The organism is Paraburkholderia lebeckiae, from assembly GCF_050436225.1.
In the GTDB taxonomy this organism is placed as follows: Bacteria; Pseudomonadota; Gammaproteobacteria; order Burkholderiales; family Burkholderiaceae; genus Paraburkholderia; species Paraburkholderia tuberum.
This window is the reverse complement of the sequence record NZ_JBNDLU010000002.1, coordinates 867,111-880,249: the sequence shown is the minus strand read 5'-3', so window position 1 is coordinate 880,249 and position 13,139 is coordinate 867,111. Positions and strand designations below refer to the sequence as shown.

Here is a 13,139-nt window from a genome sequence, read left to right as displayed (position 1 = left end):
TGGGTCAATTCCCTGTTCGGAAGCTGCAGTGGCGAGAGGCGCGTATCGGCAGGCGGCGTCGTTTAGTCGGAGTGAGCGCGGCGCATCTCACACGCGCGACACATCGAATTGCGCCTTACTGCCCTTGCCGTACACCTTGAGCGCACCCTTCTCGCCCACTGCGTTCGGCCGGTTGAAGATCCAGTTCTGCCAGGCGGTGAGACGGCCGAAAATGCGCGTCTCCATCGTCTCCGGCCCATTGAAGCGCAGATTCGCTTCGAGGCCGGTCAAGGCATCGGGCGACATTGCCGCGCGTTCTTCGAGCGCGATGCGGATTTCGTCACCCCAATCGATGTCGTCCGGCGACGCGGTGACGAGACCGAGGCGCTCCGCGTCGAGCGCCTTGACCGGCTGGCCGATCAGCGCGCGCGCCGCGTCGAGCGGCTCGGCTTCCTCGTAGAAGCGCCGCGCGAGCCGCGACTGATGCGTGACCATCGGATACAGGCCGAAGTTGACTTCCGACAGCGTGATCGCCGGCTCCTCGTCCTCGTTGTCGGGCAGCGCGGCCATGTAGGTGCGATCGGCGGCGAACGCGAGTTCCGCGAACGTGCCGGCGAAGCATGAACCCGGCTCGATCAGCGTGAAGATGGAGCGCGACGACACGTCGAGGCGCGCGAGCGTGCGGCGCAGCATGCCGATCGTTTCGCGCACGAACCAGTGATCCTTGTGCTGCAGCAGCGTCGCGTCGACTGCGAGCAGGTGTCGCGCGTCGCCTTCGGTCTTGAACACCCAGGTGCCGATGTCGAGCGCGTTGGTGCGCATCGAGAGGATCGCGTCGTCGAGTTCGCGGGCGAATTGCAGCGGCCACCAGTTGGCGCCCGCCGCGACGATCGCGGCGAGGTCGGTCGGTTGCCCGGTCTGTGGCGCGCGCGCGGTGAAGGTCGCCATACGTTTCGCGCGATCAATCGTGACGTCGACCGTTCGATAGCTAAGGCCAGCTTCGCGATCCGTGCGTTCGATGCGCGTGAGCGCGACGCCCGGCGCTCCGGCCGGACGATCGCTGTGCGCGCCGAGTTCGAGCGCGCGCACCTGAATGGCCTGCTCGAACTGATTCGGCTTCACGACTTCGTCGACGAGGCGCCATGCCTTCGCGCGTTCGCCGCGCACGCCCTCCACCACCGTGCAGAAGATATCCGCGCGATCGTGGCGCACCTTGCGCTTATCGGTCACGCGCGTGAGTCCGCCGGTGCCGGGCAGCACGCCGAGCAGCGGCACTTCCGGCAGCGACACCGAAGAGGAACGATCGTCGATCAGATAGATTTCATCGCAGGCGAGCGCGAGCTCATAGCCGCCGCCCGCGCACGCGCCGTTCACCGCGGCGAGAAACTTGAGACCCGAATGGCGCGACGAATCTTCGAGCCCGTTGCGCGTTTCGTTCGTGAACTTGCAGAAGTTGACCTTCCACGCGTGCGATGACAGCCCCAGCATGAAGATATTCGCGCCGGAGCAGAACACCCGGTCCTTCAGGCTCGTCACCACCACCGTGCGGACTTCCGGATGCTCGAAGCGAATGCGCTGAATCGCGTCGTGCAGTTCGATATCGACGCCGAGATCATACGAATTGAGCTTCAGCTTGTAGCCGTCGCGAATGCCGCCGTCCTCGGCGATGTCGATGCCGAGCGTCGCGACCGGACCGTTGAAACTGAGCTTCCAATGCCTGTACTGCGACGGGTCGGTGCGATAGTCGACCGGCGCGGCCTGAGCGACGGCGGTGGCTGCTGTGGACATGGGGCGTCTCCTGACTGGACGATGCAATCTGTTTTTTGAACAATAGTGCATCGTCATACCCGCGTAAAGCACTTTAGTGCATTTTTACGGGGAAACCCTGGCGCCCGCGATCGGTCAGTTCACGCGCGCCTCGTCGGGGGCTTCGGCCGCGAGACGCGCGGCGAGACGGTCGCGCAACTGCAGGTACGCATCGGCGAGCGTCTTTTCGCTGGTGTCGAACGACATGTCCGCACGTCCGTACAGCTCGGCGCGCCCGGCCAGGATGCGCTTCAGGTCGTCCATCGCCTCGCGGTTGCCGGACATCGGCCGCAGATCGCCTTGCGCGACGACGCGACGCATATGTTCCTCGGGCGTCGCCTGCAACCACACCGTGAAGCAGTGCGACAGCAGCATGTTGAACGTGCCCGATTCCGACACGAGCCCGCCCGGCGACGCGATCACCGCGCGCGGATGCTCGTGGATCACCGCCTCGAGCGCGCGTTGCTCGTAGCGTCGATACGCGCTCGCGCCGTACAGCGAATGGATCTCCGACGGCGGACAGCCCGCGAGCTGTTCGATCACGCGCGTGAGCTCGATGAACGGCACTTTGCGCTCCTGCGCGAGCATGCGCCCTAGCGTCGATTTACCCGCGCCGCGCAGGCCGATCAGCGCGATGCGGTCGCTGCGGTGCGGATCGCGCGGCGCCTGCGCGAACATCTCGGCGAGCGCGATGCGCGCGCGCTGCAGTGCCGCCTGGTCGCGCCCCTGCAACAGCTCGCGGATCAGCAGCCATTCGGCGGACGCGGTGGTTTCGTCGCCGATCACTTCGGCGAGCGGGCAGTTCAGCGTGGCCGCGAGCTGCCGCAGCACCAGCACCGACGCATTGCCGACGCCTGATTCGAGGTTCGCCAGATGCCGCTCCGACAAACCGGTTTCGGCCGCTAGCGTCTTGCGTGTCATGCCGCGGCGCGCGCGCAGCAAACGCACACGCTCGCCCATCGCGGTCAGGAACGGATCGCGTTCTTCGCGCTCGCCGCCACGTTCGGCCGTGCGTTCACCCGCGGGCTCGGTGCGTTCGGCGCGGGCCGCGTCGTCGGTTTCGTCCAACGGTGCGGGAGGGTACTTTTGATTCATGTTTTGCGACCTCGTGACTACGTTACATGTACTATAGTGCTTGACATGCATCAGGTGAACGGTTTAATTTTCGCCAAAAGCTGATCCAATCACAAACACAGTCGCGCGCCGCCTTGGCATTCCGGCCGCGTCACGGAGACGGCGCCGCAATACGCATGCACCAAAGTTCCGGCGGCCGGCGATCCGGCGGCCGGCCTTCCGGACATCCGGCCTGCGTGAGCGCGCTTCTGGAGGCTCGCATGTCCCCACAGGAATTCCAGCGTCTGATCGCAGGCGTCACTGCGCAACTCGCCGGGCGGCCGCTCGACGCCGCGCTCGCGGACTGGCTGAACGACACCTGGCCCGCCGGCAGCCCCACCTTTCACGAACTCGCGAACGCATGCCGCAACGGCGTCGCCGAAGGCTGGCTGTGCAACCGCGAGTCCGGCGGCATCCGCTACGGCCGCATCTTCAAGGCGCTCCCCGACACGCACGGCTTTTCCGTCGACGTCGTCGACATGCAGGACATTGCCGGTCCGCACCACGCCCATCCGCACGGCGAGATCGATCTGATCATGCCCCTCACCGACGGCGCGACGTTCGACGGACATCCGGCCGGCTGGTGCGTGTACGGCCCCGGCTCGGCGCATCGTCCGACCGTCGCGAACGGCCAGGCGCTGGTGCTGTATCTGCTGCCGCAAGGGGCGATCGAATTCACGCGCGCGTGAGCCGCGAGCGGATCACGATCACACAAGAGCCGGACCGTGTCCACGGATGGAGGAGACATATGGAAGCCCTGCTGGAAACGAGCCCGCGCGAGCCGGTTGCGCCGCCGCCCCCGCTGTTCAACTTCGCGAGGCATCTGTTCCAGTTGAACGAAGCGCGCGCGAGCAAAGTCGCCTATATCGACGACTACGGCACGATGACCTACGGCGAACTCGAACAGCGCGCGCGGCGTTGCGCCAGCGCACTGCGTGCGCTCGGCGTGCATCCCGAGGAACGCGTGCTGCTCGTGATGCTCGACACCGTATCGCTGCCGGTCGCATTTCTCGGCGCGCTTTACGCCGGCATCGTGCCGGTCGTCGCGAACACCTTGCTGACCGCCGCCGACTATACGTACATGCTGACGCACAGCCACGCGCGAGCGGTGATCGTATCGGAACCGTTGCTACCTAACGTGACGGAGGCGCTGCGCAGCATCGACGACGACGGCTGCCAACCGATCGTCTCCCAGACTCACGCCTCCACCGAAGCGCCGCTCGCGGCGCCCCGCTTCGAAACGCTGGTCGACACAGCGCTACCTGCCGTCAAAGGCTGTGCAAGCAACGCGGACGACATCGCGTTCTGGCTCTATTCGTCGGGCTCGACCGGCAAGCCGAAAGGCACCGTCCATACGCACGCGAATCTGTACTGGACCGCCGAGCTGTATGCGAAGCCAGTGCTCGGCATCGTCGAGAGCGACGTGGTGTTTTCGGCGGCGAAACTGTTCTTTGCATATGGGCTCGGCAACGCGCTGACGTTTCCGCTGTCGGTCGGCGCGACCGCGATCCTGATGGCCGAGCGCCCGACCGCCGACGCGATTTTCGCGCGCCTCGTCCAGCATCGCCCGACCGTGTTCTACGGCGTGCCGACCTTGTACGCGAACATGCTGGTGTCGCTCAACCTGCCCGCGCGCGCCGACGTCGCGATCCGCGTGTGTGCGTCGGCCGGCGAGGCGTTGCCACGCGACGTCGGCGAACGCTTCACCGCGCATTTCGGCGCCGAGATTCTCGATGGCATCGGCTCGACGGAAATGCTGCATATCTTCCTGTCGAATCGCGCTGGCGAAGTCGAATACGGCACGACCGGGCGCCCCGTGCCGGGCTACGAAGTCGAGTTGCGCGACGAGGCCGGGCGGCCGGTGCCCGATGGCGAAGTCGGCGATCTGTTCATCAAGGGGCCGAGCGCGGCGCTGATGTACTGGAGCAATCGCGAGAAAACGCGCGCGACGTTTCTCGGCGAATGGATCAGAAGCGGCGACAAATATCGGCGTCTCACGAACGGCTGCTATGTTTACGCGGGCCGCAGCGACGACATGCTGAAAGTGAGCGGCCAATATGTGTCGCCAGTCGAGGTCGAGATGGTGCTCGTCGCGCATCCGGCGGTGCTCGAAGCGGCGGTGGTCGGCGTCGATCATGGCGGGCTCGTGAAAACTCGCGCGTTCGTCGTGCTCAAGCGCGACTTCATGCCGTCCGACCTGCTCGCCGAGGAACTGAAGACCTTCGTCAAGGAACGGCTCGCGCCGCACAAGTACCCGCGCGATATCGTGTTCACCGACGATCTGCCGAAGACCGCCACCGGCAAGATTCAACGCTTCAAGCTACGCGAACAGTCATAGGTGAGTCATTGATGCAGAATCGAGGTACTGCCCCAGCCACTTCCTCCGCGAGTGCCGCCAGTTGCTTTGCCGAACTGCCGGCGAGCGCGTCGCATGGATCGCTGCGCATCGAGTACCGCTGGGTCAACGAGCAGGCGAATGCTCAGCAGGACGATTCGCCGATCGCGGTATTCCTGCACGAAGGTCTCGGCTCGATCGCGATGTGGCGCGACTGGCCGCAGACGTTGTGCGCGCGACTCGGCATGCGCGGGCTCGTCTATTCGCGGCCAGGCTACGGACTCTCGACAGCGCGTGCGCCTGACGACAAATGGCCGGTCGATTTCATGACCGCACAGGCGCGCGACATCCTCCCCACCCTGCTGGACGCGCTCGATATCGACCTGCGCCAACGCCAACGCATGTGGGTGATCGGTCATAGCGACGGCGGCTCGATCGCGCTGCTGTATGCGGCGCTGTACCCCGATGCGCTCGCGGGCGCGGTCGTGATCGCGCCGCACGTATTCGTCGAAGACATCTCGGTGCAAAGCATCGCCCAAACGAAGCAGCTTTACGAAACCACCGATCTTCGCGCGAAGCTCACCCGCTATCACGCGGACGTCGATTCCGCGTTCTACGGCTGGAACGATATCTGGCTCGACCCTGCGTTCAGGCGGTGGTCGATCGTGGAGGCGCTCGCGCCGATCCGTCGACCGCTGCTCGCGATCCAGGGCCACGACGACAACTACGGCACGATGGCGCAGATCGACACGATCGCCGTGCGCGTGCCGCACGCGCAACTCGTGAAGCTCGACGCATGCGGACACTCGCCGCATCGCGACGCGCCCGCCGCGCTCAACGACGCCATCGCGGCATTCGTGCGCGCACAACGATAAGCGGCGTCCGTCTGTTACCGATACTTCATAAAAATTACACGGATCGGCGATTATGCTGCTGCATCGCTGACCTCGGCACCTCGATGGCGAGGCATCCCTTCCCCGTCCGGAGACAGTGCCATGCCCTTCGTGTCGAAGCCGATTCGTGCGCCCCGTCGCAAACGTTTGACGGGCGCCATCGCGGTGATCACGCTGTGCGCGCTAGCGGGAGCGTGCAGCGACGACGCCCCGCCCGCCAAGACGAATACGATCAGTTCAACGGAACATCCCGCCGCTAACCCCGGCGACCCATCGATCGCCCCGCCGCCGGCCGACTCCGCGCCGCCGACGCTGACGATACAGACACCGGCGGCACCCGCATCCGAAGCCGGCACGGCGCTGTCCGCCACCTCGCCGCCGCTGGCCAGCCCCGTCATTCATACCGTCGATTGAGAATCGCGCCGCGCGCGGCGGCTAGCCCGCCTTCGCGCGTCCGACGCAGCATCGCCGTTTCAGTACCGCAATTTGTCGTCCCCGTGCCTTTTCCTCCACCGAAGATCAAAGCCACCACCGCCCCAACCATGACTTCAAACAATCGTCGTGATTTTCTGCGCTCGGCCGCGCAAGCCGCCGGTTCCTTCACCGCGTTGAGCATGCTGCCGCCGGGCATCCGCAATGCGCTCGCGATTCCGGCCAACAACCGGACCGGCACGATCCGCGACGTCGAGCACATCGTCGTGCTGATGCAGGAGAACCGTTCGTTCGACCACTACTTCGGCACGCTCAAAGGCGTGCGCGGCTTCGGCGACACGCGCGCGATCAACCTCGCGAACGGCCAGCCGGTGTGGTATCAGCCGCAAACCGCCGATGCCAGCGGTGCCAGCTACGTGCTGCCGTTCCGTCCGGGCGCGCCGAACCTCGGCCTGCAATTCCTGCAGGATCTTGCGCACGACTGGGGCTCCACGCATGCCGCATGGAACGGCGGCCGCAACGATCAGTGGGTGCCGACGAAGGGCGCGACCACGATGGCCTACCTGACGCGCGACGACATCCCGTTCCACTATCAGCTCGCCGACGCATTCACGATCTGCGACGCCTACCACTGCTCGCTGATGGGCCCGACCGATCCGAATCGCTACTACATGTGGAGCGGCTGGGTCGGCAACGACGGCAGCGGCGGCGGTCCGGTAATCGACAATTCGGAACTCGGCTACGGCTGGTCGACCTACCCCGAAGTGCTGCAGAACGCGGGCATCTCGTGGAAGATCTATCAGGACATCGGCACCGGGCTCGACGCGAACGGCTCGTGGGGCTGGACGCAGAACGCGTACATCGGCAACTACGGTGACAACTCGCTGCTGTATTTCAATCAGTACCGCAACGCGCAGCCGGGCAACCCGCTGTACGACAATGCGCGGACCGGCACCAACGCGGCCAACGGCGACGGCTACTTCGACATTCTGAAGCGCGACGTGCAGAACGGCACGCTGCCGCAGGTGTCGTGGATCGTCGCGCCCGAAGCGTACAGCGAGCATCCGAACTGGCCGACCAACTACGGCGCGTGGTACATCGATCAGGTGCTGCAGATCCTCACGTCGAACCCGGACGTGTGGAGCAAGACCGTGCTGCTGATCAACTACGACGAAAACGACGGCTTCTTCGACCACATCGCCGCGCCGTTCGCGGCCGCGTCGAGCGCGAACGGTTTGTCGACCGTCGACATCACGCACGAAATCTATGCGGGCGATCCGAAGAACGTCGCCGGGCCCTACGGGCTCGGACCGCGCGTGCCGATGCTGGTGGTCTCGCCGTGGTCCAAAGGCGGCTACGTGTGCTCGGAAGTGTTCGACCATACCTCGGTGATCCGCTTCATCGAAAAGCGCTTCGGCCAGCAGCACAATCTCGGCGAATCGAACATCACGCCGTGGCGTCGCGCGGTGTGCGGCGATCTGACCTCCGCGTTCAACTTCGCGAATCCGAACGCGTCGGTGCCGTCGCTGCCGGGCACGAGCGGCTATGTGCCGGCCGACCAGAACCGTCACCCCGACTACGTGCCGCAACCGCCGACGGTGCAGACGGTGCCGAAGCAGGAAGCGGGCGTGCGCCCGGCGCGCGGGTTGCCGTACGAACTGTTCGTGCGCGTCGACGAAGGCTCGAACGGCAAGCTGACGATGCGCTTCGTCAACACGGGCCGCGCGGGCGCGGTGTTCCTCGTGTACGCGGCCAATAGCGCCGACGCGCCGCGCAGCTATACCGTCGAAGCGGGCAAGCATCTGCAGGACACGCTGCTGCTCAACGCCGACGGCAGCTACGACTTCAGCGTGCACGGGCCGAACGGCTTCCTGCGCCGCTTCGCGGGCAAGGTGGTCACACGGAACTGGTGGAAGGGTTCGGACACCGCACGGCCGGCCGTCGCCGAAGGCTACGATGTCGCGAACGGCAATCTGCAACTGCGGCTCGAGAACGTCGGCAGCGCGCGTTGCCAGTTCACGATCGTCAACGCGTACGACGCGAGCCATGTGATCAAGCATTCGGTACGCGGCGGCGACACCGACAATCTGTACCTCGATCTGCGCAAAGCATACGGCTGGTACGATCTCGCGATTACCGTCGACACGGACCCGACGTTCGCGCGCCGCATCGCCGGTCATGTCGAGACGGGAAACAACAGCATGAGCGATCCGGCGCTGGGCGGCTGAGCGTCGCTGTAACCCAACGCTGTAAAAGCAACGGCCGCTGGCTCTTCGAGCACAGCGGCCGTTTTTTATCCGGCTCTCGAACGCGAACCTGGAAACGCGCGCGAGCGTCTACGATTCGAAATCGAGCCCGCCGATCAACGTAACCGGCTCACCCTGCGTGTGCGTGGAGAAATCGAGTTCGCGCGCCTGGGTCCACGCATTGAGCTTGCGCGGCAGCGCGGCCAGATATCTGGCGAAACGCGTCGCGCCCTGCTCGCCCATCAGCCTTTCTATTTCGTCGCTGTCCCAGGTCAGATACAGATTCAACGGATGCGGGTAATGACCGAGCTCATCGAGCGGCGTGGCGTGAATCCGCACGCGGGTGGGCTGACCCTGTTCGCCATGCGGCAACACGTCGGTGTACACGGTCTTTGCGATACACGCGGCGATCGCCTCGGCAATGCGCGGCGCGAACTCCTGGTCGAAACGAATTGCACTCTCGGGGCGCATCCAACCTCTCCGCTGTGATTCCCATCGTGGGTTGGTCATCGTAGCAGACTCAGGTTTTCGCCGGTGGGATCGCGTCCGGGCCGTGCGTCACCGCCTCGCGCAGCGTCTTGCGGATCACCTTGCCGGTGGCCGTCATCGGCAGGCTTTCGACGAAGCGAATCTCGCGCGGGTATTCGTGCGCGGCCAGACGCGTCTTCACGTGCTGCTGGATCTCGCGCACGAGCGCATCGTCGCCGACGAAACCCGCTTTCAGCACGACAAACGCCATCACGATTTCGGTGCGCTCGCGATCGGGGGCGCCGACCACGGCCGCCATCGCTACGGCCGGATGACGCAGCAGCGAATCCTCGATCGACGCCGGCCCAATCCGGTAACCGGCGCTCGTGATCACGTCGTCGCCACGGCCGACGAAGCGAATGAAGCCGTCCGCGTCGCGGGTGCCGAGATCGCCGGTCAGCAGAAACCTGCCGCGGAATTTGTCGTTGGTGGCCGCAACGTTGCGCCAGTAGCCGAGAAACATCACCGGATCGGGCGCCGCCACCGCGATATCGCCGATCGCGCCGGGCGGCAGTTCGTTGCCGGCGGCATCGACGATCGCGACATGGTGCCCCGGCACCGCGCGCCCGATCGCGCCGAAGCGCGGCTCGAACAGCGCCGCGCACGACGACACCACGACGTTGCACTCGGTCTGCCCGTAGAACTCGTTGATCGTCACGCCGAGCGCGTCGCGCCCCCAGCCGATCAGTTCCTCGCCCAGCGATTCGCCGCCGCTCGCGACCGATTGCAACGCGAGACGCAGATGAGCGGGCCGCTCGACGCCGCGCATCATCTTCAGCGCGGTCGGCGGTAGAAACGCATGGGAGACCGCGTGACGCGCGAGCAGATCGAACGCGGCGTGGCCGTCGAATTTCGCAAAACGGCGCGCCAGCACCGCGACGCCGTGATGCCACGATGGCAGCAGCACGTCGAATAGCCCGCCGATCCACGCCCAGTCAGCGGGCGTCCACATCAGCGTCGCGTGCGCGGGAAAGCCCTGCTGCGACATCTCCACGCCGGGCAGATGCCCGAGCAAAACGCGATGCCCGTGCAACGCGCCCTTCGGTTTTCCGGTCGTGCCCGACGTATAGATGATGATCGCCGGATCGTCCGCGGCGGTATCGACCGGCGTGAACTCGGCGCAAGCGCTATTCAACGCCTGCCAGAACGACCGCACGGGCGCATCCGATGCTTCGTCGTCCTGCTCGATGTCGACACTGAACACGTGTCGCAACTCGGGCAGCGCGCCGCGAATTTCGTCGATCTTTTGCACGCCGGCGCGATCGGTGATCAGCGCGACCGCAGCGCTATCGCCGAGCCGATGCTCGATCGCGTCCACGCCGAACAGCGCGAACAGCGGCACCGCGACCATGCCGGCCTTGTAGGCCGCGAGATGCGCGATTGCCGTTTCGATCGACTGCGACAGGAAGATGCCGATGCGCTCGCCGCGCCCTGCGCCCGCCGCGAGCAGCGCATTGGCGAAGCGGTCGGACAAGGCTTTCAGTTCGTCGAACGTATAGCGGGTCGCGCGGCCGTCGGCGTCTTCATAGATCAGTGCAAGACGCCCCGAGCCATCGGCCCACTTGTCGCATGTGTCGACGCCGATGTTGTAGCGCGGTGGAATGCGCCAAGCGAATCTGGCCGTGAGCGAATCGTAAGTCTCGCCGTCGAGGTTCATCGGGTCTCCTGGATATCGTCGTTGTCGCTGCATGGCGTGATGCATGGTCCGTCGCTTGCTGACCCTGCGCATATGGCCGGTGTCCTGCAGTTTAGCCCACGACCTTGCGCAGTCAGTTGATGCATTGCCGTGTGCAACTGAATTCGCCAGATACGACATAGTTCCGCTCATAATCGCCGACTCGTCGCGCTGCACTCAACGTTTTGCGACAACTCCTGTGCGATTCAAGCCCTTTACATCTGACCTCTGCCGTGCCCGTCTAGGATCGTTACACAGGTTCGGCGCGCATGTTGCGCCGCACGATCGCTACCCGGATGACATATGCGCAAGGCAAGATTTGCATCGTTCTGGCATGGCCCGGAACTTTCCCACTACGAGATCGCCTGTCTGAATTCGTTCACGCTGTATGGCAGCGAGGTCGCGCTTTATAGCTACGAACCGATCGCCGGTCTGCCGCCCGGCGTGATCGCGAAGGACGCGACCGCGATACTGCCGCGCGATTCGCTGCACGATTTCCCGATTCACGGCGTACCGTCGATGGCGCATTTCACCGACTATTTCCGCTTCGTGATGTTCACGAGGACCGACGAGATCTGGGTCGATACCGATCTGCTGCTGTTGCGGGATTTCGATCTCAACGCCAAGGGCGACCTGATCGGGCGAGAGACTTCATCGAGCATCTGCACGGCGATGCTGCGGCTCGACCCGGATCAGCCGCGCTTGCACGAACTCATCGAACGTGTCGAAGCAATGAAGGGCACGGCACTGAAGTGGGGCGACACTGGCCCGCGTCTGCTGACCGCCATCTACGGCGTGAAGGCCGGTCTTCCCGAAAGCCTGTTCTATCCGGTGCACTTCAACGATTACTACAAGGTGTTCCTGCCGCGCTATTTCGACGAGTGCGCGGCGCTCTGTTCCAATGCGTACACGCTGCATCTGTGGAACAACCGGGTGGTCAAGATGGGCCTGTTCAAGCGCATCGGCCCCCCCGTTGGGTCGTTCCTGCACCACGTGTTCGAGCAAACCGGCGCCAACACGCTGTTTCGCGAGTTTTATCCGGCGAGCGTGATGCAGGCGATGATCGACAACGCGGTGGAGAAAGTCGGCAGCGACGAAGGCGTGCGCAAGCTGCTGCGCGTCGGCGTGCCGATGGTCACGATGGCCATCGCGCGCAGACTCGGCGCCTGAGTTCGCAGCTTCAGTTCGCGCCGCCCCTGCCCGAGCCCTGCGCCTGCTCCAGCACGAAGTCGATGAACGTCGCCGCCGCGCGCGTGTGATGCCGATCCGGCATGTACAGCATGTACATGTGCGTGCCGAAGATGCTGAGCCGCCAGGCATCGAGCGCGGTCAGCACGGCGCCGAGCTTCAGATCGTCCTGCACCACGTAGTCGGGCACGAGTCCGACACCGAGACCGGCCAGCACCGCCTGGCGCAAAAATAGAAAGTTTTCCGAAATAATCGTCGGTTCGAGCAGGACTTCATGACGCTCGTCGCGCAGATACGCGGCGAGCCGCAACTGCTTGCCGATCACGGCCGCGGTAATCAGCGGCGCGGTGCGCAGGTCATCGAGCGTCGCGGGCATGCCGTGTGTCCCCGCGAATTCGGGGGATGCGCAGGCCACGTACCGGACTGGCCCCATGTCCCGCGCGACGAGGTTTTGCGGCGGCTCCGACATCACGCGCACCGCGATGTCGATCTCGTCGCGCATCAGATCCTCGACGCGGTTCTCGAACATCACATCGAGCACGATCCCCGGATACAGCCGCTTAAACGCGATCAGCCAGCCGGACATCACGAGCTGGCCATAGCCGCTCGGCACGCTGAGCCGCACGCGCCCCTGCAGGCTCTGGCCCAGTGTCGTCACCGACTCGCGCGCGGCCAGCAGCGCGTTGCGGATCGTGCGGCCGTGCTCGTAGAGCCGCAGACCGATCTCGGTCGGCTCGACGCGACGCGTGGTGCGTCGCACCAATTGCAGGCCGACCGAACGCTCGAGCTGATTCAGGTGATAGCTGACGTTCGCGCGGCTCATCTTGAGCCGGCGTGCCGCTTCGCTCAGATTGCCGGCGTCGAGGATGTCGACGAGCAGGGTCAGCGAGTTGACGTCCATCGCCCAGTCTTTGTCAAAATAATTTTGACAGTCTGTCAATCAA

Annotated in this window: 11 protein-coding genes; 6 read left to right on the top strand and 5 right to left on the bottom strand. The window is 64.9% G+C overall.

Annotated elements, in window-relative coordinates; genetic code table 11:
- Positions 1 to 87: 87 nt before the first annotated feature.
- Together boxC and OKW45_RS18830 are read right to left on the bottom strand one after the other, a co-directional pair.
- The gene (gene boxC, locus OKW45_RS18835) at positions 88 to 1,767 is read right to left on the bottom strand and encodes a 2,3-epoxybenzoyl-CoA dihydrolase (RefSeq protein ID WP_429470419.1); all 1,680 of its coding nucleotides are present in this window, start codon (positions 1,765 to 1,767) and stop codon (positions 88 to 90) included.
- Positions 1,768 to 1,881: 114 nt separating this feature from the next.
- Positions 1,882 to 2,880: a helix-turn-helix transcriptional regulator gene (locus tag OKW45_RS18830; RefSeq protein ID WP_429470417.1), complete on the bottom strand. Its 999-nt coding sequence runs from the start codon at positions 2,878 to 2,880 to the stop codon at positions 1,882 to 1,884.
- A 239-nt stretch (positions 2,881 to 3,119) separates the two neighbouring features.
- On the opposite strand from OKW45_RS18830, the gene OKW45_RS18825 reads away from it, so the two are divergent.
- The 5 genes from OKW45_RS18825 (at position 3,120) to OKW45_RS18805 (ending at position 8,786) form a co-directional block, all read left to right on the top strand.
- On the top strand, positions 3,120 to 3,587 hold the full coding sequence (locus OKW45_RS18825; RefSeq protein WP_429470415.1) for a DUF4863 family protein: 468 nt from the start codon (positions 3,120 to 3,122) through the stop codon (positions 3,585 to 3,587).
- 59 nt (positions 3,588 to 3,646) lie between these two features.
- Positions 3,647 to 5,236, top strand: a complete 1,590-nt coding sequence (locus OKW45_RS18820) for a benzoate-CoA ligase family protein (protein ID WP_429470413.1) — start codon at positions 3,647 to 3,649, stop codon at positions 5,234 to 5,236.
- Positions 5,237 to 5,247: 11 nt separating this feature from the next.
- Entirely contained in the window at positions 5,248 to 6,108 is an 861-nt protein-coding gene (locus OKW45_RS18815; protein WP_018421136.1) for an alpha/beta fold hydrolase, read from the top strand.
- Positions 6,109 to 6,228: 120 nt separating this feature from the next.
- Entirely contained in the window at positions 6,229 to 6,540 is a 312-nt protein-coding gene (locus OKW45_RS18810; RefSeq protein ID WP_429470411.1) for a hypothetical protein, read from the top strand.
- Positions 6,541 to 6,668: 128 nt separating this feature from the next.
- Positions 6,669 to 8,786 (top strand): phosphocholine-specific phospholipase C, encoded by a 2,118-nt coding sequence (locus OKW45_RS18805; RefSeq protein WP_429470409.1) that lies wholly within the window; start codon positions 6,669 to 6,671, stop codon positions 8,784 to 8,786.
- Positions 8,787 to 8,894: 108 nt separating this feature from the next.
- Here the strand turns inward: OKW45_RS18805 and OKW45_RS18800 are convergent, their stop codons facing one another.
- Complete coding sequence (locus OKW45_RS18800) at positions 8,895 to 9,275, bottom strand: DUF5594 family protein (protein WP_429470407.1); 381 nt, start codon at positions 9,273 to 9,275, stop codon at positions 8,895 to 8,897.
- A gap of 49 nt (positions 9,276 to 9,324) precedes the next feature.
- On the bottom strand, positions 9,325 to 10,989 hold the full coding sequence (locus OKW45_RS18795) for an acyl-CoA synthetase (RefSeq protein WP_429470406.1): 1,665 nt from the start codon (positions 10,987 to 10,989) through the stop codon (positions 9,325 to 9,327).
- A gap of 321 nt (positions 10,990 to 11,310) precedes the next feature.
- Between OKW45_RS18795 and OKW45_RS18790 the strand changes: the two genes are divergently transcribed.
- On the top strand, positions 11,311 to 12,177 hold the full coding sequence (locus OKW45_RS18790; RefSeq protein WP_018421141.1) for a hypothetical protein: 867 nt from the start codon (positions 11,311 to 11,313) through the stop codon (positions 12,175 to 12,177).
- 10 nt (positions 12,178 to 12,187) lie between these two features.
- Here OKW45_RS18790 and OKW45_RS18785 read toward each other — a convergent pair whose 3' ends face one another.
- On the bottom strand, positions 12,188 to 13,096 hold the full coding sequence (locus OKW45_RS18785) for a LysR family transcriptional regulator (protein ID WP_429470404.1): 909 nt from the start codon (positions 13,094 to 13,096) through the stop codon (positions 12,188 to 12,190).
- Positions 13,097 to 13,139: the final 43 nt, after the last annotated feature.